Source organism: Thermosulfurimonas sp. F29, assembly GCF_019688735.1.
Lineage (GTDB): Bacteria > Desulfobacterota > Thermodesulfobacteria > Thermodesulfobacteriales > Thermodesulfobacteriaceae > Thermosulfurimonas_A.
On sequence record NZ_JAIFYA010000002.1, the window covers coordinates 400,837 to 420,823 of the forward strand.

A 19,987-nucleotide genomic window follows, 5' to 3' on the forward strand; every position below is an offset into this window, starting at 1 on the left:
TTAGCCCTCCGTAATAGAGATCAATTTAGGCCCGAACATAGCGAAAACCCTGGTTCTGCCACTCCACCAGGGCTTTAATGCCCGCCGGCACCGTGCGGGCTCCCTGGGGAAGGAGGGAGGGATCTATCCCGAAGGCCCGCATGGCGTTTTCGCAGAAATACACCTCCACCCCGTCCCTCCGGGCCTCGCGATAGAGTTCCTCCACCTCCTCAAAGCGCTTCAATATGGTGATCCCCTCGGCGTTTACCAGCACCCTTACCGCGTGGGGGGCGCCGCCGAGAGCCCTGACGAAGTTCCGGGCCACCTTCAGGGCCACCTCAAACCTCTGCGATTCCGGCACATGCAGGACCAGATTGTATTCCATGGGCACCACCTCCTTCGGGGTTCGCTCTGCTATTTAATCACGATTTGTCCTTCCGGCAAGCACGATGCTAAACTTAGGACATGCCCGTTTTTGCCGGACTGCACTTTCGGCGCCTGGTGGAGCTTGCGCGGAAGGACCGGCTGGCTCCTCTCTACATATTTGTGGGCGAACCCGCGGAGGCCCGGGACAAGGCCGGACGCATCCTCTCGGTGCAGGAGGAAAGGGGGGCGTTGATCGAACGGGTGGATCTCGCCGAAACCCCTCCGGACACCCTCCCGGCCCTCCTTTCCTCCGGGGGGCTTTTCGGTCCCCGCCGGCTGGTGCTTGCGGCCTCCGGCGAGGTGCTTTCCGAAAGACCCGAACTCGCCCCGGAGATCCTCCGGGCCCTCTCCCCCGGAGGGGTGCATCTGCTCCTTCTCGCGCGGGAGTTCCCCGAGGATCACGAGCTATATCGCTTCGCCGAGGAGAAGGGGGCGGTGGTCCCCCTTGCGCTCCAGAAGGGAAGGGCCCGTTTTCTAAACGAACTTGCCGAGCGGCTTTCGGCCGAGGGAAAGAGCATGGAAAGGACGGTGGCCGAATACTTCCTGAGCCTCGTGGGGGAGGATTACGCCCACTTCCGAAACGAGCTCGAAAAAGTGATCCTCCACGCCGGGGAAAGGGAAACCATCCGCCGGGAGGATGTGGAGGCCGTGGTGGTCCCGGCGGAGGAGGCGGCGCTCTTTCTTCTGGGGGACACCCTTCTTGAGAAAGGCCCGGAGGCGGCCCGGGGCCTTCTCCGTCGTCTTCTCGATCACGGCGAGGCACCCCCCCGGATCGAGGCCGCGCTCTTCACCTACTTCAAGCGTCTCTGGTTGCTTGCCCATCTAGTCTCCCGCCGACCCGAGCTTCTGCGCGAGAGGAACTTCGAAAACTTCCGTCGAACCCTGGAGAACCTCCTCAAAGAGGTGTGGACGGACAAACCCCCGGCGCTGCTTTCCCGGGTTCACCCCTACGCCCTCTTTCGCCTGAAAAGACACCTCGATAACCTTTCCGAAGAAAGGATCCCCGAAATCTTTGAAGCCCTTTACGAACTCGACGCGGCCCTCAAACGGGACTTTCAGGCCCCGGAACGGGCCTTCTATTCCTTCTTTCTTAGGGTATATCACCTAAGAGGCCGGGCTCCCCTGAAAGAAGGTTCCGCAGATCGTCCAGCTTTCGCAGGAGCCCTTCCCGGGAGCGGAAGGGGATTTTAAGGCTCCATTCCTCCCGTTCCAGGGCCGGAGGGATTTCGAGGAGGACCCCCTTTCCCCTCAGGACTTCCCTCAGGCGCAGGGCCTTTTCCTCCATTCTGCTCAGAGAGGGCCTGAGTGCTTTTCGCAGGGCCCGCAGGAACTCCTCCCGTCTTTCAAAACCCCGGAACCGGGACAGAACCTCCTCCAGGGGGAGATCCTCCCGACGGGCTAGATCGAGAAGCCCCTCCACGACCTCCTGTCTTTCGGAGGCGGTGAAGCGCAGGCGTTCTAGGAGATCGAGCAATTCGGGCTGGGCCTTCCGGGGACACCGCAGAAGGGCCCGAGCCGCCCGGGGGGAGAGGCGGCCGGAGGCCACCTGGAGTTTCAGGGACTCCGGGGCCTCGGAAAGGGCCTTAAGAAAGAAATAGCCCTCCGGATCGGACCGCAATCCGAGAAGGGGAAAGACCCTTCGCACCACCTCCTCCGGAGAGAGATAACGACTGAGACGGGCCACCACCTCGGCCTTCTCCGCCAGGTTGAGACCCCGAAAGAGGTTGCTCTCCAGGGCCAGCCACTGGGCCTCCACCGGAGGCATCCCGGGAAGGACCCGGCAGGAAACCTCCTCCAGACCGAGGGCCCTTGCGGCAAGCAGTCGCCCCTCCCCGGCCACGGGAACGAATCCGTCCTCCCCCTCGAGCACCACCGGGGGTTCGATGACTCCGCGGCGTTTTACGCTTTCCAGAAGCAGGGTATCCCGTGGAGGGAGGGAGAAAACGAAGGTGCGCGAGAGGAGGTCTACATCCGCGAGCCTCAGGGTAACGATCTTCACCGGATCTTTCCGGCTCCCCTCAGGAAAGGTCTTCTCCGGTAAGTCTTTTCAGGGCCTCGAGGTACCGTTCCCTGGTCTTTCGCACTATGTCCGGAGGGATCTCCGGAGCCGGAGGCTTTTTGTCCCAGCCGATCTCCATGAGCCAGTCCCTTATGAACTGCTTGTCGAAGCTTTTCTGGGGGCGTCCGGGCTGGTATTCCTCCCGGGGCCAGAAGCGGGAGGAATCCGGGGTGAGAACTTCGTCCACCAGGATGAGTTTCCCGTCCACCAGACCGAACTCGAACTTGGTGTCCGCGATGATGATGCCGCGGGTTTCGGCGTACTCGGCGGCCCTGCGATAGAGGTCCAGCGAGATCTCCCGCACCCGTTCGGCCATCTCACGCCCGATTAGCCGGGCACACTCCTCAAAGGTGATGTTCACATCGTGTTCGCCCTGGGCGGCCTTGGTGGAGGGGGTGAAAATGGGCTCCGGGAGCCGGTCGGCCTCGCGCAATCCCTCCGGAAGCGAAATTCCGCAGACCTTTCCGGTCTGCCGGTATTCCTTCATGGCCGAACCGGTGATGTAGCCCCGCACGATGCACTCCACCGGAAGCACCCGGGCCTTTCTAACCAGCATGCTCCGCCCGGAAAGCACCTCCCGATAGGGCTGAAGCTCTTCCGGATACTCCTCTACCCGTGCGGAAACCAGGTGATGGGGCACCACATCTCTCAGGAAATCGAACCAGAAGAGAGACATGCGGGTGAGAATGCGCCCTTTGTCCGGAATGGGAGTGGGCAGCACCACATCGAAGGCGGAAATGCGATCCGTGGCCACGATGAGGAGCTTGTCCCCCAGATCGTAAATGTCCCGGACCTTGCCCCGGGAAAGAAGCTTTAAACCCTGAAAATCGGTCTTATACAGCGCCGTTGACATGGTAAGTTCCTTGTAGCATAATGATATTATGCGAAAAGAATGGGCGAGACATTTTTTGAATTTGGCTTTAGGAGTTGCCTTAACAGGTATTGTGCAACCCCTTGTTCAAAAAGAGGTTGACAAAAAAGTTCTAATGAAAGGAGAAAATAATGCTTGAAGCTTATCTCATGATTGGTATAAGCGCTCTTTGCGTGGCTGTAATTGTACTTTTGGTTGATCGGAAAAGCAGACGTTCTTCGCATAAAGAAGTTCCCTCCTGATTTAAGCCGCGGCGCGGGCCAGTTTCCGGGTGCGCTTCTTGAACCGCGAGGCCAGCCGACGATAACGCTCGTAACGCTCCCAGTCTTTCTCGGCCTTGGCCTTTTCCGCGAGCTCCCTGAACTTTTTGATCTTGGCCTTGAGCTCGCGCATGGAGCCACCCACCCTGCGGGGAGCCTCCTCAATGCCGTAGACCTTTTTGAGGGCGGAGATCAGCTCCTCCTTGTTCATGCCGTGAACCCCGGTGATCTCCGGGATCTGAAGGGCCAGCTCCCGCAACTCCTTGATGGTCATTTTCTCCAGCTTTTTGGGAAGCGGCGGAAGACCTCCCTCTTCGGGCTGAGTTTCCTGAACTTCCTCCCTGACCTCCTCAGCCATGACACCCTCCCGCGGAATTTTACCGAAACATAAACCATCCCCTCCGATCCTTCAACCCTTTCCCGGAACCGGAGAGCATCTTATTTTTTTCGGTTTGGGAAAAGAGGAGTTAGCGGGTAAAATGAGGGCGTGCTTCCCTGGGGAGTACTTGAGGAGGAAGACTGGCGCATCCTGAGGGATCTTTACGCCCTTGCTCCGGATTGTGCCAAATTCCTGTCCCGAAGATTGCGAATGGATCCGGGAGAGACCATGCTAAGACTCAGGAGACTGGAGGCCCTGGGGTTTCTGGAACGGGTACGGGGACGCTTTCTCAAGAAAAAGGGTTTGCGGCGTCCCAAACACATGAACCACACCTATTACGAGCTCTCGCGGGAGGCCCGGCTTCACCTGAGGGCTCTACTTTTTGCCGAGGAGGTTAAGGACGCATGATGGAAGAGGTTTCCTTCTCCAGTCCGGAACTCATGGAGGGCGAGAGCATCGAGGTTCCCGAGATCCTTCCCCTTATGGCCATAAGGGACATCGTACTCTTCCCGGGTATGGTAATACCCCTTTTCGTAGGACGGGAAAAGAGCCTTAACGCGGTCTCCGAGGCCCTCAACGGCGAAAAACTTCTGGCCCTGGTCACCCAGAAGGATCCCATGGAGGAAGACCCCCCTCCGGAGGGACTTTTTCGGGTAGGGGTGGTGGGCCTCATTATTCGCACCTTCAAGCTCCCGGAGGATCGGCTCAAGGTGCTGGTTCAGGTGCTGGCCCGGGTGGAGGTGGACGAATTCCTGGAGACCGAGCCCTCTTTCCGGGTTCGCATTACCCCGATCCGGGAAAAGGAACCCGAGACCCTTTCCGTGGACGCCGAGGCTCTTATGCGTTCGGTGCGGGAGACCGCGGAAAAGGTGCTCGCCCTTCGCGGCCTCCTCAACCCGGATCTTTCGGCCCTTCTCGCCTCGGTGGAGGAACCCGGCCGACTTTCCGATCTTGTCGCGGCCCATGTGCGTTTCAAAATCTCCGAGGCCCAGGATCTCTTAGAGACTTACGAAGGCCTGGAGCGTCTCAAGAAGATTTACAGGTATCTCCAGCGCGAATTTGAGATCGCCAGCCTTCAGGCCAAGATCCAGACCGAGGCCCAGGAAGAGATGGCCCGTTCCCAGCGGGAATACTTCCTTCGGGAACAGCTCCGCGCCATCAAGCGAGAACTGGGGGAAACCGACGAGCTCGAGGCCGAGATCGAGGAGTTGCGGGAGAAGATCAGAAAGGCCCGGATGCCCAAGGAGGTGGAAAAGGAGGCCCTAAAACAGCTTTCCCGTCTCGAAATGATGCATCCGGACACCGCCGAGGCCACGGTGATTCGCACCTACCTCGACTGGCTCATCGAACTTCCGTGGCGCAAGAGCACCCGGGATCGACTGGATCTCAAAGAGGCCAAGAGGATTCTTGACGAGGATCACTACAACCTGGAAAAGATCAAGGAAAGGCTCCTTGAGTACCTTGCGGTGAAGAAGCTCAATCCCAGGGCCAAGGGCCCCATCCTGTGTTTCGTGGGGCCTCCGGGGGTGGGGAAGACCAGTCTGGGGCGTTCCATAGCCCGGGCCCTGGGACGCAAGTTCGTGCGGGTCTCTCTGGGCGGAGTACGGGACGAGGCCGAGATCCGGGGACACCGGCGCACCTATGTGGGAGCACTCCCCGGACGCATCATCCAGGGTCTCAAGCAGGCCGGCGTGAACAACCCGGTCTTCATGATCGACGAGGTGGACAAACTCTGTGCGGACTTTCAGGGAGACCCTTCGGCGGCCCTTCTCGAGGTGCTCGACCCGGAACAAAACAAAGAATTCGTGGACCATTACCTGGGCGTTCCCTTCGATCTCTCCAAGGTCATGTTCATAGCCACGGCCAACATGACCGATCCCATTCCCCCGGCCCTTCTCGACCGGATGGAGGTAATCTACCTTTCCGGTTACACCCCTGAGGAAAAACTGGTCATCGCCAGGCGCTATCTCCTCCCCCGGCAGCTCCGTGAACACGGTCTCAGGGAAAAGGATCTTCACCTTTCCGACCGGACCATCTTTCGGGTCATTTCGGAGTACACCTCCGAGGCGGGGGTACGGGAGCTGGAAAGGAAATTGGCGGCCCTCTGCCGAAAGGTGGCCCGGAGGCTGGCCGAGGGTGAGAAGGGCCCCTTCCGGATCACCTCCGGAAACCTTCACAAATACCTCGGTCCTCCCGAATACCTGGAAGAACTCTCTCAGGAGGAGGACGAGATCGGGGTGGCCACCGGGCTGGCCTGGACCCCTTACGGAGGCGAGGTCCTCTACATTGAGGTAACGGTAATGGAGGGGAAGGGCAACCTGATCCTCACCGGACAGCTGGGTGAGGTGATGAAGGAGAGCGCCCAGGCCGCCCTATCCTACATCCGGGCCCGGGCCAAGGAATTGGGCATTTCCGCCCGGTTTTACGAGAAGTACGACCTTCACATTCACATTCCTTCCGGAGCCATTCCCAAGGACGGCCCCAGCGCCGGAGTAACCATGGCGGTAGCCATGATTTCGGCGCTTTCCAGACGCCCGGTACGCCGCGATGTGGCCATGACCGGAGAGATCACGCTCCGGGGACGAGTCCTACCGGTAGGAGGCATCAAGGAAAAATCCCTTGCCGCCCTCCGTAAAGGAATCCATAAAGTCCTTCTTCCGGAAAAGAACCTGAAGGATCTCGAAGACATTCCCCCTGAACTCCGGCGTAAAATCGAATTCATCCCGGTAAAACACCTGGACGAGGTGCTGGAGCTGAGTCTTCTCAGGAAGAAAAGACCGAGTCGAGTCAGAACCACCCGCAAGAAATCATAAGACCTGGCCCCTGCCCCTTTTCCGTCCGGGAGGCCTAATTGCCTCACGAGAAAATCTATTTGAAATGGGATTCCCGGGATGGCCGGATGCTCCGGTACCCTCTCGTACGGCGTCTTCGGCTCCTCGTAAATCTTCTTAACCTTGCTCCCTATACGCCTCTTCTCAATCAGCTTCACCGAAGGCCGAAAGACCTCCAGAACCTCCAGGGCTCCCTCTGTATCATACCGAAAATAGCCAAAAATATCTTCGGGCTACCGTCCGGTGCTTCTCCCACCCGACAATCCTGAGACCACTTGAGAAGATTATGGCGGTTGGGGATCGGCCACGAGGTCAAACTCCTTATCGGGCATAATTCTCCTCCCCTGGAGGATGCTTTGGGGAGGAGGTTAAAGGTTTTCGAGCAAATTTTTAAATGAGGCAATTCGCTATCTTGACAATTTATGGAGAAAAAGTTAGTCTTGAATTTGCTCATGGGCCGGTAACTCAGCTGGCAGAGTACTGGCCTTTTAAGCCAGGAGTCGCAGGTTCGAATCCTGCCCGGCCCATGTGATGGAGATTTTATTTTTGATACCGTTTTTTACGCTCGGCTTCAAGCAGGGTTTCTTTTTCTCCGGAGAATTCCGCGCCGGAAAATACCAGTGTACCCTTTTGGGTTGCAGCCTCGAATATGGGCTCGGCCCATTTCCTCCATCCGAGATCCCGGAGAAGGTGGTGTTCCAGAATAAGGATGGAAATCCCCATGTCTCGCACCAGGGAGATCAGGTTGCGCCGGGACACACTCAGGGCTTCATGGCCGTAGCGTGGACCTAGGTAGGTGGATGGCCCGTCCACGAGAAGTACCTCTGGCCTCACTTTTTTTATAAAATCAAGAATTTCCGGGTGTACGGGCCCGGAAACATCCGAAGTGTGGAGAAAACTTTCTCCCCCTTCCTTTACGGCTACGGCCATCACACAGCCGAAACGGGTTTCCGGGCCATGCCAGAGAGGACCGGAAAGGTGTACCTCCACCCCGGGAAGCCTGAGTCTTCGGCCCTCAGCCACCTCCCATTGCACCCCGGCCATGCTGAGACGCTTCACGAATTCCGCCGCCCGACGGGCCTGGCTGCGATTTATGTTCCTTACCGGGTCCTTGATGAGTACCCTTTTTCCCCGCAGATCTTCCGCCCAGTCCGGGGTATAATGGTCAAAGTGATAATGGGTAATAATTACCGTATCGGCAAGAGAAAGCCTTTTGCGGATGCGCTCCCGAAGCGTATGAAGCCGTCTCCATTCCATCTGATCTGGAGGAAGTCCGTACCTACGCGGTCCCAGAGCTGCTCCGGGATCTATCAGAAGACGCGTCTCCCTGCACTCCACCTCCACGCACATGGAGCGTACCCCCAGACTTTCGGCAGCAAGCACCCTGATGCGCATATCCTAAACCCTAATCGGCGATCGAGTTTTCTGGAAGTATGGGTTCTGTTCCTGTTTTTTGTGCTCCTCCTTACCGGCCCGGTTCGGGGGGAGGGGAGGGAAGCTTTCGGGCTAAGGCTTCTCTGGGACTACCCGCTGGGAGAGGCCGGCTTTTATGTTCGTGCCGGCCACTCTCCGGATGCCCATCTGGCCTTTTCTCCGGATGGTAGACTGCTGGCTCTGGGGACATTCGACGGCCGGCTCCTTCTCTTTGACACGCGGAACGGAAAGGTTCTCCTCCGTCGAAAAATTCCGGAGGCCATGGTGAAACGTGTGGCCTTTTCCTCTGAAGGTCGCATGCTTTACTACGGTCTTCAGGGACCTGAGGGACGCATCTGTGCCCTGGCGCTTTCCGGGAAAAAGACCTTCTGGTGTCGCTCCACCGCCGGAGACCTTCTTCGAGGACAACCGCCGGCTCCGGGAGATATTTACGGGATATATCGCCTCCCGGGAATTTATCGTCTCAAGGTACTTCCGGACGGAAGTCTTCTGGTGCTTGCACTCCATTCCTGGTATGATCGAAAGGTTCGTGCCTGGCGCAGGCGTTCGCGGCTTTATCATCTGAGTCCTCAGGGGGAACTTTTATGGGCCTATCCCCCCAGAGGACCGGCTCCGGTAACTCTTATCTATGCCGATAGCAGTCTTTCGGGTGAGACGGTGGCCGTGGTTTCCCTGCTTCCCTCAGAAGCCCCCGAGGACAAGGATCTGGAGGGGCCACCTCCTCAGAGTCTGATAATTCTTTCCGGAAGGGACGGCAGGGAACTATGGCGCTATTCCCTCAAACCTCTCAGACCATATTTTGACCGGGTTGCGGCTTGGGAATCGGTGGCGGTATCTGCCGGGGGGCGTTTCGTAGCCCTGGGACTTTCGGACGGAAGGCTTTTCATTTTCGATCTCGCCGAAAAGAGAATTCGCCTTGTGTCTCTGGCCACTCCCATCATTCTGGGTGGGCTACCGGTGGCGGCTACGGTGGGATATGGACTTTTTGGTCCTGAGGGGGACCTTTATGTGGTGACCGGGGAGAGCACTTTGCCTTATGGAATGCCCCTTTCCGTGGATCGGCCAGCCGGACCGCATCCTGCGGCCCGTACCCTGTGGGCCATTGACCCCGCAACCGGAAGGATAATATGGCGTTTTATTTCCCCGTTAAGGCTTCAGGGCCTGGCGATCTCCCGGAATGGCCGAACTCTGGCCGTGGCTACCGGGGCTTTTCGCCGGGCCGGAGTCCGGATTCATCAGTTCGGAGTGCTGGTTTTCGATCTGCACCGCTCGGGCGGAGGGCTTGAAAGGCTTTCTGGATACTTCCCTACTTCAGGAAATTGCTTTTTTCACCTGGCCGTATCCCCGGACGGAAACCTTGTGGCCGCGGTGGAGACTCCCTGGCGTGATGATAAGGATCGCCTTCGGGGAAGTTATCGAGTTATTATGCTAAGAATTACTAAATAAAAAAATGGCGTCCCCGCCGGGATTTGAACCCGGGTTGCCGGCGTGAAAGGCCGGTGTCCTGGACCTGGCTAGACGACGGGGACGCTACCTTCTAAAGATAGAAATAAAAAATTCCCTTCCTCCCTTTGCAACTTCAATGTACTCAGGCTTTGGGTATCTGTCAATATCATAGCTTGAGTACCGATTAAGCTCTCGGAGAATTTGGTCTCACCCCTTTATGGGGCGTTCTGTTTTCCGGGATCTGCTCCGGAAGGGCAGAGATTGAAGTGAGCGGAGATCAGCTGGTGTTAAAATTGAAATCCTAATTGCCTCACGAGAAAATCTATTTGAAATGGGATTCCCGGGATGGCCGGATGCTCCGGTACCCTCTCGTACGGCGTCTTCGGCTCCTCGTAAATCTTCTTAACCTTGCTCCCTATACGCCTCTTCTCAATCAGCTTCACTGAAGGCTGAAAGACCTCCGGAACCTCCAGGCCTTCCTCCTTATCATAATCATACCGAAAATAGCCAAAAATATCTTCGGGCTACCGTCCGGTGCTTCTCCCACCCGACAATCCTGAGACCACTTGAGAAGATGATGGCGGTTGGGATCGGCCACGAGGTCAAACTCCTTATCGGGCATAATTCTCCTCCCCTGGAGGATGCTTTGGGGAGGAGGTTAAAGGTTTTCGAGCAGATTTTTAAATGAGGCAATTCGGAGGCTTGGAAATTTCGTTACAAGACCGTAAAATGGTACCGGTATGCGGCGCAATCCGTTTGAGATACTGGGACTTTCCCCGAAAATAGTGAAGGAGCTGGACGAGGAAAATCTCTTTCGCCTGGTGAGGGCCTGTTATCGTGCTCTCCAGCAGGTCCATCATCCTGATCTCTCCTCGGGCTCCGGCGAAAAAGCCCTTGAGCTTAACCTGGCCTTCGAAGCCCTCAACCTCTCCAAAAATCCGGAATCCTTCCGCAGATGGCGCAAGGCCTATATCAAACGCCTCTCCCGCAGGAGCCTGAAAAATCAGCTTGAGGAAATGGCCCTGCGACTGGGACGGGCCTTTCGGGAGAGGGATCATCTGGAGGAGGCCTTCTGGGAAAACCTCCTGGTTCGTGCCCGGGAGGGACACCTGATTTCTCCTCCTCCCCGGAGGCTGCGAATCAAGGTGTTTGACCTCTCCCTCAAATATCGACTACCCTACCCCCTCTTCGGTCCAAAAGCTCCCTTCAAGGAATTCCTCTTCGATGGGGAGGGGAGGCTTTACATCAGGTTTTCCGGAAAACACACTCCCAGGAAGGTCTCCGGGCTCACGCTCGTGGGGTGTGTTCCGCGCGATCGGATTGAACCCTGGTTGCTCTTGGAAAAAACCCCCGGAGAGGAAGGCCTGATAGCCGAGGAATACCTGCGCGCCGAAACCTTCAGACGGGCCTGCCTGCCACACCTAAAACCCCATCTCCTCCGCGAAGGATACCTCTTTTCCTTCCGCAATGAGGATTATTCCCGACTCTATCTGGAGGGACTCATCCTCAATATCGAATCCCTGGAGAAAAATTCTCTCATAAATGTCAAAAAAGATCTAGACGCTTTACATTTTTGTAAGAAAAATTCGGGGTTTTCCGACGAAGAGGAGCTTCCGGCCTGCTAATTCCGGTCTGGCATGTCTCTTGTATGTAAATTTTACTCCGGAGAAGGAGGTGAACAATGAAGAAGATCGAAGCCATTATCAAGCCTTTTAAGCTGGAGGAGGTAAAGGAGGCTCTTACGGAGGTAGGGGTTCAGGGCATGACCGTAACCGAGGTAAAGGGTTTCGGCCGTCAAAGGGGGCACCAGGAAATTTATCGCGGGGCGGAGTATGTGGTGGACTTTTTACCCAAGATAAAGATTGAGATTGTGATTCCGGACGAAATGGTGGATCGAGTGGTGGAGGCCATCATTAGGAGTGCCCGCACCGGTAAGATCGGTGACGGTAAGATCTTTATTTATTCGGTGGAGGAGGCCATCCGCATCCGCACCGGAGAAAAAGGCGAGGAGGCTATTTAAAAGGGTGCCGGTGGAAGCTCGCACCGCGGAAACTCCGGTAGAAAGAGAACGCTGTTTTTACTTTGATCGTTTCGTCAGGAGGTTATGGGAGCCTCTTTTCCGGGAACGGGAGGATCTGCGTGAGCGGGTGGCCCTGGTGGCCCTGGGAGGATACGGCGAGGGATATCTCTGTGCGGGTTCGGATGTGGACCTGCTCTTCCTCCATACCGGACTTCCGGAAAAGGATCTCTCCCTTTTCGTGGAGCGTCTGATCTATCCCCTGTGGGACTATCGCTTTGAGGTCACCTACCGGATATTCACCCCTGAGGAGGCCCTGCACTTTGCCCTGGAGGATCCCACCTTTCTAACCGCCCTTTTTTTCGCAAGGCTGGTCTACGGAGCCGAGCCCCTCTTCCGGGAACTTACGGAGGGATTCCGAAGGCTTGTCGCCGGAAGGGCCAAGGAAATCTATCTCCGCCTCAGAAAATTCCGGGAGGCCCGGCTGAAGCGCCTGGGGGAGGAAATCTACTTCCTTGAGCCCCATCTAAAGGACGGACCCGGGGGGATTCGGGATTACCAGTTCCTTATCTGGGTGGGAAAGATTGTGTTCGGGGTGGAAGATCTTTCCGACATGGTGCGTACAGGATTGTTCACTCCCGAGGAGGCCCGGCGTATTTCCGAGGCTATATCTTTCGTGAGAAGGGTAAGGGAAAACCTGCACCATCTCTGTCAGAGGAAAGAAGATCGTCTTTTTATGGAATATCAGCCGGAACTGGCCCGTTGTCTGGGATATACACCGGATCGCACCGGAACCGAAAACTTCATTTCGGATCTATTCCGGGCCTTTGCCGTGATAAAAGAAGGGGTGGAAGATCTTATCGATGCCGTGGAAGACCTCTTTTTCCCGGAAAATTCGAGAAAAATTCGCTTCGAGGCTCCGGTCCCGAGCCCCGCTTTTTTAAAGCGCATCTTCGAGAGCCAGGCCCGCAGGGGTCTTTCCTTTGACCGACATTTAAAGAAGTATCTCCGCGGACGAAGTTTTCGGGAGGAGGAAATCTCGGAACTCCGGAAGGCCTTTCCCCTCCTGCTCGCCGAGCCTTTCAGCCTTACCATGCTGAGGAATTTACGCTCCACCGGAATTCTTTACTACCTTATCCCGGAATTTCGCCGGATTCATGGCAAGGTACAGTACGATCTCTATCACCTCTATGCCCTGGATGAGCATCTGTTTCTCACTGTGGATGCGCTGCATTCCCTGAAAGAGGAAAGGCCGGAACTGTGGGAAAAGGTGGCGGCGAGGGGGCGGGAGCTTTACCTGGCCGCCTTACTTCACGACATTGCCAAGGGGAAGCCGGATCACGCTGCGGTGGGGGCCCGGGAATCCCTGAATATAATCGAACGGTTCGGCCTGGACAAAAAATCCGGCGAGGAAGTAAGTTTTCTCATCGGGAACCATCTGCTTCTCATAGACACGGCTCTCCGCCGGGATCTTGCCGAGGAAAGGGTTTCCGAGGAAATTGCCCTGAAGGTCAGGACTCCCGAAAGGCTGGCCGCCCTTTATCTTCTTACCCTCGCCGATGCCCGGGCTACCGGTCCGAAAGCCCTTACCTCCTGGAAGGCCGAGCTCCTGGAAGAGCTTTACCAGAAGGTCCGTAAGCTTCTGGAAAGTCGGGAAACCACAAATCTGGCGGTCAAAAAGGAAACTCTTCTCCGGAAAACCCCGGGGGATATTGCCTGGAGTGTGCCCCTTCACCAGCTCGAGATCTATGAACTCCCGATTCTGGTTCGTCTTTGCGAGCTGGTAATCCGATTTCTCCAGGAAAATTCTGATTTTGTAGCCGAGGAGCTTGTGCTTCAGGATGGCCGCAGCCTCTTTGTAGTCTGCCGTGATCGCCCCGGACTCCTTGCGGATCTCTGCGGCTCGCTCCTGGCAGCGGATTTTCGTATTCGCCGGGTCCGGGCCTTCACCTGGCCTCAGGGGGTGGCGGTGGACGAATTCCGGCTGGAACCCCTTCTCCCCGAGGCGGACCTTAAAACCTGGCGTTCCCTTCTGTCCGAAATTTTTCAAGGAAGAGTCAATCTTTCCGACCTTATGGCCCGCAAGTCCGGAACTTTTTTGCATTTAGGACCCAAAATAAAATGGAAAAACGGAGTGGAAATTAAATTGGACCAGAAAACCTCGGATTTTTATACTCTGCTGGAAATATATACCCCGGAAGACCCCTTCCTTCTTTATAAGATCGCTACTATAATCACGCAAAGCGGTTTCGTGATCGGTAAGGCCCTGATTTCGGAGAAGGAGGACATGTCGGCCCAGATCCTCTATCTCCAGACCCGGGAGGGGGAAAAGCTCTCGGCCGGAGAGGCCGAGGAGTTGTGCCAAAAAATCCAAAAAAAACTAAAGGAGGTTGCGTCATGACGCCCAAGGAGGTACTGGAGTTTGCCCGCAAGAACGGTGTGAAGATGGTGGATCTCAAGTTTCTGGATCTTCCCGGTATCTGGCAGCACTTCAGCGTGCCCATCGAGCAGCTCACCGAGGAGTCCTTTGAGGAGGGATTCGGTTTCGACGGTTCCTCCATCCGGGGCTGGCAGGAGATCCACGAAAGCGACATGATCGTGGTCCCGGATCCCGCCACGGCGGTGCTGGATCCCTTCTTCGAGGTTCCCACCCTAACCCTTATATGCAATGTGGTGGATCCCATCACCCGGGAGCCCTATTCCCGGGATCCCCGGTATGTGGCCCAGAAGGCCGAGGCCTATCTCAAGAGCACGGGTATCGGCGACACCGCCTACTTTGGCCCCGAGGCGGAATTCTTCATCTTTGACGACATTCGCTACGACTCCGCGGCCAACTACAGTTATTACTTCGTGGACTCCATAGAGGGCATCTGGAACTCCGGTCGAGAGGAAAACCCCAATCTGGGCTACAAGCCCCGGCACAAGGAGGGATACTTCCCGGTGCCGCCCTCGGACAAGTTTCAGGACATGCGCACCGAGATGACCCTCTACCTTCAGAAGGTGGGCATTGAAGTGGAGTGTCATCACCACGAGGTGGCCACAGCCGGTCAGGCCGAGATCGACATGCGGTTCGCTCCGCTGGTCAAAATGGGCGACAACCTCATGTGGTTCAAGTACATCCTCAAGAATGTAGCCTACAAGCACGGCAAGACCGTGACCTTCATGCCCAAACCCATCTTCGGGGACAACGGTTCCGGTATGCATACCCATTTCAGCATCTGGAAGGGAGACACCAATGTGTTCGCCGGTGATCGGTATGCGGGGCTTTCCGAGATCGCCCTCTACGCCATCGGTGGAATCCTGAAACACTGTCGGGCCATCTGCGCCTTCACCAATCCCACCACCAACTCTTACAAACGGCTCACCCCGGGCTTTGAGGCCCCGGTAAACCTCTGCTACTCCAGCCGGAACCGTTCCGCGGCCATCCGGATTCCCATGTACAGCCCCAATCCCAAGGCCAAGCGTATTGAGTTCCGGACCCCGGATCCCTCCTGTAACGGATACCTCGCTTTTGCGGCCATGCTGATGGCGGCTCTCGACGGTATCGAGAACCGGATTGATCCCGGTGACCCCATGGACAAGGATCTCTACAGCCTGCCGCCGGAGGAACTCAAGAACATCCCCACCACTCCGGCCACCTTGGAGGAGGCCCTCCAGGCCCTGGAGGAGGACCATGACTTTCTCCTCAAGGGAGGGGTCTTCACCGAGGACCTTATCGAGACCTGGATCAAGTACAAGCGGGAGAACGAGGCCGATCAGGTCCGGCTCCGTCCGCACCCCTACGAGTTCTATCTCTACTTCGACATCTAAAGGACTCGGGGGCGGGTCCTGCAGGCCCGCCCCCCCTTCATACCGATGATCTCTATTCAGTGCATCAGGTAGGGTTTCAATTCCTCCAGTCCGAAGGGTTTGAAGAGGACGGGAACTCCCGAGCCGCAGGGTTCCGGCTCCGGCGTGGGGGTATAGCCGGTGATGCAGAGGATCCTTATGTGAGGATAGTGTTTTCTTATCCAGACCACCAGCTCCGGTCCGCTTATTTCGGGTAGAATAACATCCACGATAGCCAATTCTATCTCGTGCCCCCTCTCCCGGAGGATATCCTGAGCCTTGCGGGCGTGGTCCGTATAAAAGACCTCGTGTCCGACAAGTTCGAGCAACTCCCTCAGGGTTTCTCCCAGCAGGGTCTCGTCATCAACCAGAAGGATTTTCATGACCGGACTCCTTTTCCGCACTTTCTTCTTCGTCGCCGTTTACCGGAAGGAGGACCTTGAAAAGGGTGCCCTCTCCGGGACGGGAATATATGGAAAGGCATCCGTCGTGGGCCCAGACGATGTTGCGCACCGCGGCGAGCCCCAGCCCCCGCCCCAGCCCCTTGGTGGAATAAAAGGGTTCAGTGATTTTGGCCAGGGCCTCGGGAGGAATTCCGGGCCCACGGTCCTTCACCCTTATGGCCACCCACCGGCTCGCCGGGACCCCGCTGCAAAGACGCACCCTGTACCTTCCCCGGGCCTTTCGCAGGTGGCGGTGGTTCTCGGTCACCTCAAGCCTGATGGTGACCGTGCCCGGCTCTTTACCGTAGGCCTCCGCCGCATTCACCACCAGATTCACCAGCACATGTTCTAGGGCTATGGGATCAATGCGCACCGCGGGAAGATTTCGGGGCACCCGGGTAATCAGTTTTATGTGCAGGGGAAGGATGGTGGACAGAAAACGAAAGACCTCCGGCAGAAATTCATGAAGCCTCACCAGTCTCTTCCCCAGACATTCACCCCGGGCATAAAGGAGAAGCTGCTTTACCAAGTGCGAGAGTTCCTGGGTGGCGAGTTCGGCCTTCTTTAGAAAGGGTTCAAGACCGGATCTCTCCTTTTTCATTTTCGTAAATTCAAGGGAGGCCCAGATCACATTTAATAGATTGTTAAACTTGTGGGCCAGATTGCCCACCAGAATATTCAGCGTTTTGGCTCTCTGGGTTTCCACGATACCGTTTTCGAAGAAAAAATTTCCCGGATACAGATCGTTCTCTCGCCCCCGGGCCTCCAGAAAGAGTGCATACAGACAGGCAATCTTTTCCAGGGCCTCTTTCTCGTAACGACCATATTTTTGAGGAGCATTGGCTACCACCAGAATTCCACGGGGCTTTTTTCCCCGGAGAATCGGCCGAATGGCAATCCTCTTGATGGGTACATGTCCCGGAGGAATGCCCCTGTAGTGTGGATCTCTTTCCAGATGATTGCTTATGTAAGTACTCCCCTCATTCAGAGCCTTTTCAAACACTCCTCTAAGTCGCCTGAGTCTGGTCACTCCACCCAGCTTGCAATCCTTGTAAAGAGGATCGGAAAAATCCGGAAAATACCAGCATTTCTTGTGTTCATCCCAGAGACCTATGGCTGCAAATTCACTTCCGGTAAATTCTTTGAGGGACTTAAGAATTTCTCGATGAACCCTTGAAAGAGGCCATGAATATGCCCTCCCGAGCAATCTGGCCAGGCGCCTGTCCAAACGTTCACGCAAAGAGGACGCACCTTTTCGCCCTGACAAACCTCAGCCCCCCTTTTTCCAAAACTTTAAGGGCTAATAACAAAAAACGGACATCATGACAAGTCCCCAAATTTCTGGTATGGGAAAGAGCAAAAATTTCGGGAGGAAAGGAGGAGGTTTATGGAGCGGACGCTCTCTTTAATCAAGCCCGATGGTGTTTCCCGGAATCTGGTTGGAGAAGTTATTCGTTTTTTTGAGAAGGCGGGGCTCAGGGTGGTGGCCCTGAAGATGTTACGCCTTACCAAGGAGGAGGCCGCCGAGTTCTACAGCGTCCACAGGGACAAACCCTTCTTCGACAGCCTCACGGACTACATGTCTTCGGGGCCCATCGTGGCCCTGGTCCTCGAGGGGGAAAACGCCATCTCCCGCTGCCGGGAGATCATGGGAGCAACCAATCCCGCCGAGGCCGCCGAGGGCACCATTCGCAGGGCCTTCGGGCTCGACAAGGAGAAAAACACCGTCCACGGCTCGGACAGTCCCGAGTCCGCCGCCAGGGAAATAGCCTTCTTCTTCAGCGAACGGGAGCTCCTTGCGGGAAAGAGATGACCGAAGAGGGTTTCCTCTCCTTCGTAAAGACTTTTCTTTACGAAAAAGAGGGAGAGGTCTGGGCCAGGGACGAGGACTGTGCCGTGGTAGAGGAGGCGGATTTTTTTCGCCTCTACACCGCGGACGCCCTGGTGGAGGGTGTCCACTTCCACAGGGGATACTTCTCCCCCTATGCCCTAGGGTTCAAGCTTGCGGCGGTGAATCTCAGCGACATAGCCGCCATGGGGGGCACGCCGGAGTGGGCTCTCCTCATTCTGGGGTTTTCCTCCCCCCCGGAGGAGGACTTCGTCAGGGAATTTTATAGGGGGCTTAATGAGGCCCTTGAGACCTTCGGGGCGCGGCTCGTCGGTGGCGACACGGTGAGAAGCCGGGAGCTCTGGGCCGGGCTCTTTCTGGTGGGCCGGGCGGAAAGACCGATCCTGCGCCGGGGGGCGCGGCCGGGGGATCTCATCTATGTTTCGAGGCCTCTCGGGGCCGCGGCCGCGGCCCTGCGGTACTTCAGAGAGGGGCGGGATCCCCCGAAGGATCTAAAAAAAGCCCACCTTTTCCCGGAACCCGAGGTGGAGCTGGGCCGTACCCTCGCCGGGGAAGGACTTCCCACCGCCATGATGGACCTCTCCGACGGTCTCCTTCTGGACCTCTCCCGTCTCTGCAGGATAAACGGGGTGGGGGCCCGTCTGAGAGACATACCCGTGGCCGATGGGGCCACCCTGGAGGAAGCCCTATCCGGTGGGGAGGACTACGCCCTCCTTTTCACCGTGCCCCCCGAGAAGGAATCCCGGCTCAGGGATCTGGCCCCCCGCGTCCTTCCCTTGGGGGAAATCTCTCCCGAGCCCGGAATCTTCCTCGGAGACCGTCTTCTCTCCCCTACGGGCTTCGATCACTTCGCCTCCCCGGGCCCGGACGGTCCGGAGCAACTTTGAAAAGTCCTTCCCGCGAGTTATATAAAAAACATGAACTATCGCGAGCTCTACTTTCGCTTTCTGGAACGCCTGGCCGAGGAGATAAAGCGTTATTACGGCAAACGGCTGGTTTCCCTTGCGGTCTTCGGGTCGGTGGCGCGAGGGACCTTTCGCCCGGACTCCGATGTGGATCTCCTTCTGGTGGTTCGGGATCTTCCCCGGGGAAGACGGGCCCGGGTGGAGGAGTTCATAGAAGGGGTGGAGGAACCCCTGGAAAGGAAAGAACACTTCCTTCCCGAGATTTCACCGGTAATAAAGACCCCGGAGGAGGTGAGGCTCGGTAGCCCTCTCTTTCTGGATCTTACGGAGGAGGCCCTTATTCTTTACGACGAAAAGGACTTCCTGAGAAACTACCTCGCGGAATTGAGGGACCGGTTGAAACGCCTGGGGGCCCGACGGGTGCAGCGGGGAGGTTCCCGTTACTGGATCCTCAAACCGGATTATCGTCCGGGGGAGGTCATTGAGCTGTGACCAACCTATCCCTGGCCCAGAGTTATCTTTTTAAGGCCCAAAAGAGACTGAAGATTCTTCCCGTACTTCTGGAGGAGGAGGAGGAGGACTACTCCGATGTGGTGCGGGAGGCTCAGGAGATTAGTGGAACTGGCCGAAAAGGCCATGCTCAGGGAGGCGGGCATAGATCCTCCCCGATGGCACGATGTGGGAAAGATTCTTCTCGATAACCGGCACCTCTTTCCCGAGGAGATCCGGGAGGACCTCCCGGAACTGGCCCGCATCTCCAGACGCCTTCGGAAGGAGAGGGAACTGGCCTTTTACGGGGATGTGGACTTTATCCCCACCGAGGAGTACACGCGGGAGGACGCCCTACAGGCCATAGAAGAGGCCCGCTTTGTGGTGGAAGTGGCCGAGAAGTTCATAGAACCCGGAAAAAACCGCGCCTAAAAGAGCGGGGGCGCGTGCACGATGAAAAGCCGCAACGGCTCGGTGCCGGTATTCCTCACCCCGTGTTCCTCCCCAGGGGGAACGAGAATGTAGTCCCCGGGGCCGATCCTGCGCCAGACTCCATCGAGATACGCCTCCCCCTCTCCGGAAAGCACATAGATGGAGTCCGCCTGGGTATCGTGGGTGTGAACCGGTATCTCCACGCCGGGTTCTATCTCCAGCATGGAGACGCTGAGCCGCGGATCCCTGGCCCTGTCCACCAGCAGGGCGAACCCCACCCCCTCGAACCTGGGATGAGGGCCGAAAACTATGTCCTCTTTTCGATAAAAGTAGGCCATC

At 56.9% G+C, this 19,987-nt stretch carries 22 protein-coding genes and 2 tRNA genes; 13 read left to right on the forward strand and 11 right to left on the reverse strand.

From position 1 onward, the window contains the following. Window positions 1-25 precede the first annotated feature (25 nt). Entirely contained in the window at window positions 26-364 is a 339-nt protein-coding gene (locus K3767_RS06565) for a DsrE family protein (RefSeq protein WP_221172770.1), read from the reverse strand. An 80-nt stretch (window positions 365-444) separates the two neighbouring features. Between K3767_RS06565 and holA the strand changes: the two genes are divergently transcribed. After that, window positions 445-1,596, forward strand: a complete 1,152-nt coding sequence (gene holA, locus K3767_RS06570; RefSeq protein ID WP_221172771.1) for a DNA polymerase III subunit delta — start codon at window positions 445-447, stop codon at window positions 1,594-1,596. On the opposite strand, the gene K3767_RS06575 is transcribed toward holA, so the two are convergent. The 3 genes from K3767_RS06575 to K3767_RS06585 all read right to left on the reverse strand — a co-directional run bounded on the left by K3767_RS06575 (window position 1,496) and on the right by K3767_RS06585 (window position 3,953). Continuing rightward, window positions 1,496-2,404 carry a ParB/RepB/Spo0J family partition protein gene (locus K3767_RS06575; RefSeq protein ID WP_221172772.1) on the reverse strand — a complete coding sequence of 303 codons (909 nt, stop codon included), beginning with the start codon at window positions 2,402-2,404 and terminating at the stop codon, window positions 1,496-1,498. The genes holA and K3767_RS06575 overlap by 101 nt on opposite strands. Before the next feature lie 19 nt (window positions 2,405-2,423). Further along, entirely contained in the window at window positions 2,424-3,317 is an 894-nt protein-coding gene (locus K3767_RS06580) for a phosphoribosylaminoimidazolesuccinocarboxamide synthase (RefSeq protein WP_221172773.1), read from the reverse strand. 261 nt (window positions 3,318-3,578) lie between these two features. Further along, the gene (locus K3767_RS06585; RefSeq protein WP_221172774.1) at window positions 3,579-3,953 is read right to left on the reverse strand and encodes a Rho termination factor N-terminal domain-containing protein; all 375 of its coding nucleotides are present in this window, start codon (window positions 3,951-3,953) and stop codon (window positions 3,579-3,581) included. 129 nt (window positions 3,954-4,082) lie between these two features. On the opposite strand from K3767_RS06585, the gene K3767_RS06590 reads away from it, so the two are divergent. The 3 genes from K3767_RS06590 (at window position 4,083) to K3767_RS06600 (ending at window position 7,332) form a co-directional block, all read left to right on the forward strand. Next, the gene (locus K3767_RS06590) at window positions 4,083-4,382 is read left to right on the forward strand and encodes a DUF2250 domain-containing protein (RefSeq protein WP_221172775.1); all 300 of its coding nucleotides are present in this window, start codon (window positions 4,083-4,085) and stop codon (window positions 4,380-4,382) included. Next, complete coding sequence (lon, locus tag K3767_RS06595) at window positions 4,379-6,787, forward strand: endopeptidase La (RefSeq protein ID WP_221172776.1); 2,409 nt, start codon at window positions 4,379-4,381, stop codon at window positions 6,785-6,787. Before K3767_RS06590 ends, lon begins: the two co-directional genes overlap by 4 nt. A gap of 472 nt (window positions 6,788-7,259) precedes the next feature. Further along, window positions 7,260-7,332: transfer RNA gene (locus tag K3767_RS06600), tRNA-Lys, on the forward strand. Between the two features lie 13 nt (window positions 7,333-7,345). On the opposite strand, the gene K3767_RS06605 is transcribed toward K3767_RS06600, so the two are convergent. After that, window positions 7,346-8,200, reverse strand: a complete 855-nt coding sequence (locus tag K3767_RS06605; RefSeq protein WP_221172777.1) for an MBL fold metallo-hydrolase — start codon at window positions 8,198-8,200, stop codon at window positions 7,346-7,348. 60 nt (window positions 8,201-8,260) lie between these two features. Here K3767_RS06605 and K3767_RS06610 point away from each other — a divergent pair, with 60 nt between their 5' ends. Then, window positions 8,261-9,685 (forward strand): PQQ-binding-like beta-propeller repeat protein, encoded by a 1,425-nt coding sequence (locus K3767_RS06610; protein WP_221172778.1) that lies wholly within the window; start codon window positions 8,261-8,263, stop codon window positions 9,683-9,685. A gap of 5 nt (window positions 9,686-9,690) precedes the next feature. Here K3767_RS06610 and K3767_RS06615 read toward each other — a convergent pair. From K3767_RS06615 to K3767_RS06625, 3 genes are all read right to left on the reverse strand, one after another. Beyond that, window positions 9,691-9,768 (reverse strand) — tRNA-Glu (locus K3767_RS06615). Window positions 9,769-9,972: 204 nt separating this feature from the next. Further along, window positions 9,973-10,128 carry a hypothetical protein gene (locus tag K3767_RS06620; RefSeq protein ID WP_221172779.1) on the reverse strand — a complete coding sequence of 52 codons (156 nt, stop codon included), beginning with the start codon at window positions 10,126-10,128 and terminating at the stop codon, window positions 9,973-9,975. Further along, entirely contained in the window at window positions 10,125-10,307 is a 183-nt protein-coding gene (locus tag K3767_RS06625) for a hypothetical protein (protein ID WP_221172780.1), read from the reverse strand. Before K3767_RS06625 ends, K3767_RS06620 begins: the two co-directional genes overlap by 4 nt. Before the next feature lie 118 nt (window positions 10,308-10,425). Between K3767_RS06625 and K3767_RS06630 the strand changes: the two genes are divergently transcribed. From K3767_RS06630 to glnA, 4 genes are read left to right on the forward strand one after another with little or no spacing between them, the layout of a single operon-like run. Then, the gene (locus K3767_RS06630) at window positions 10,426-11,310 is read left to right on the forward strand and encodes a J domain-containing protein (RefSeq protein WP_221172781.1); all 885 of its coding nucleotides are present in this window, start codon (window positions 10,426-10,428) and stop codon (window positions 11,308-11,310) included. Window positions 11,311-11,366: 56 nt separating this feature from the next. After that, complete coding sequence (locus K3767_RS06635) at window positions 11,367-11,705, forward strand: P-II family nitrogen regulator (protein WP_221172782.1); 339 nt, start codon at window positions 11,367-11,369, stop codon at window positions 11,703-11,705. 4 nt (window positions 11,706-11,709) lie between these two features. Beyond that, on the forward strand, window positions 11,710-14,103 hold the full coding sequence (locus K3767_RS06640; protein ID WP_221172783.1) for an HD domain-containing protein: 2,394 nt from the start codon (window positions 11,710-11,712) through the stop codon (window positions 14,101-14,103). Further along, complete coding sequence (glnA, locus tag K3767_RS06645; RefSeq protein WP_221172784.1) at window positions 14,100-15,512, forward strand: type I glutamate--ammonia ligase; 1,413 nt, start codon at window positions 14,100-14,102, stop codon at window positions 15,510-15,512. The genes K3767_RS06640 and glnA overlap by 4 nt, the downstream gene beginning before the upstream one ends. Before the next feature lie 56 nt (window positions 15,513-15,568). On the opposite strand, the gene K3767_RS06650 is transcribed toward glnA, so the two are convergent. Together K3767_RS06650 and K3767_RS06655 are read right to left on the reverse strand one after the other, a co-directional pair. Then, window positions 15,569-15,913 (reverse strand): response regulator, encoded by a 345-nt coding sequence (locus tag K3767_RS06650; RefSeq protein ID WP_221172785.1) that lies wholly within the window; start codon window positions 15,911-15,913, stop codon window positions 15,569-15,571. After that, on the reverse strand, window positions 15,894-17,213 hold the full coding sequence (locus K3767_RS06655; protein ID WP_221172786.1) for an ATP-binding protein: 1,320 nt from the start codon (window positions 17,211-17,213) through the stop codon (window positions 15,894-15,896). Before K3767_RS06655 ends, K3767_RS06650 begins: the two co-directional genes overlap by 20 nt. 147 nt (window positions 17,214-17,360) lie before the next feature. Between K3767_RS06655 and ndk the strand changes: the two genes are divergently transcribed. The 4 genes from ndk (at window position 17,361) to K3767_RS06675 (ending at window position 19,648) form a co-directional block, all read left to right on the forward strand. Beyond that, window positions 17,361-17,786: a nucleoside-diphosphate kinase gene (ndk, locus tag K3767_RS06660; RefSeq protein ID WP_221172787.1), complete on the forward strand. Its 426-nt coding sequence runs from the start codon at window positions 17,361-17,363 to the stop codon at window positions 17,784-17,786. Continuing rightward, window positions 17,783-18,709 (forward strand): thiamine-phosphate kinase, encoded by a 927-nt coding sequence (gene thiL, locus K3767_RS06665; protein ID WP_221172788.1) that lies wholly within the window; start codon window positions 17,783-17,785, stop codon window positions 18,707-18,709. Before ndk ends, thiL begins: the two co-directional genes overlap by 4 nt. Before the next feature lie 30 nt (window positions 18,710-18,739). Then, window positions 18,740-19,219, forward strand: coding sequence for a nucleotidyltransferase domain-containing protein (locus K3767_RS06670; RefSeq protein ID WP_221172789.1), 480 nt, complete (start codon window positions 18,740-18,742; stop codon window positions 19,217-19,219). Between the two features lie 96 nt (window positions 19,220-19,315). Further along, window positions 19,316-19,648 (forward strand): HEPN domain-containing protein, encoded by a 333-nt coding sequence (locus tag K3767_RS06675; RefSeq protein WP_221172790.1) that lies wholly within the window; start codon window positions 19,316-19,318, stop codon window positions 19,646-19,648. On the opposite strand, the gene K3767_RS06680 is transcribed toward K3767_RS06675, so the two are convergent. Then, window positions 19,645-19,986 carry a cupin domain-containing protein gene (locus K3767_RS06680; protein WP_221172791.1) on the reverse strand — a complete coding sequence of 114 codons (342 nt, stop codon included), beginning with the start codon at window positions 19,984-19,986 and terminating at the stop codon, window positions 19,645-19,647. The two genes, K3767_RS06675 and K3767_RS06680, sit on opposite strands and share 4 nt — an antisense overlap. Window position 19,987 lies beyond the last annotated feature (1 nt).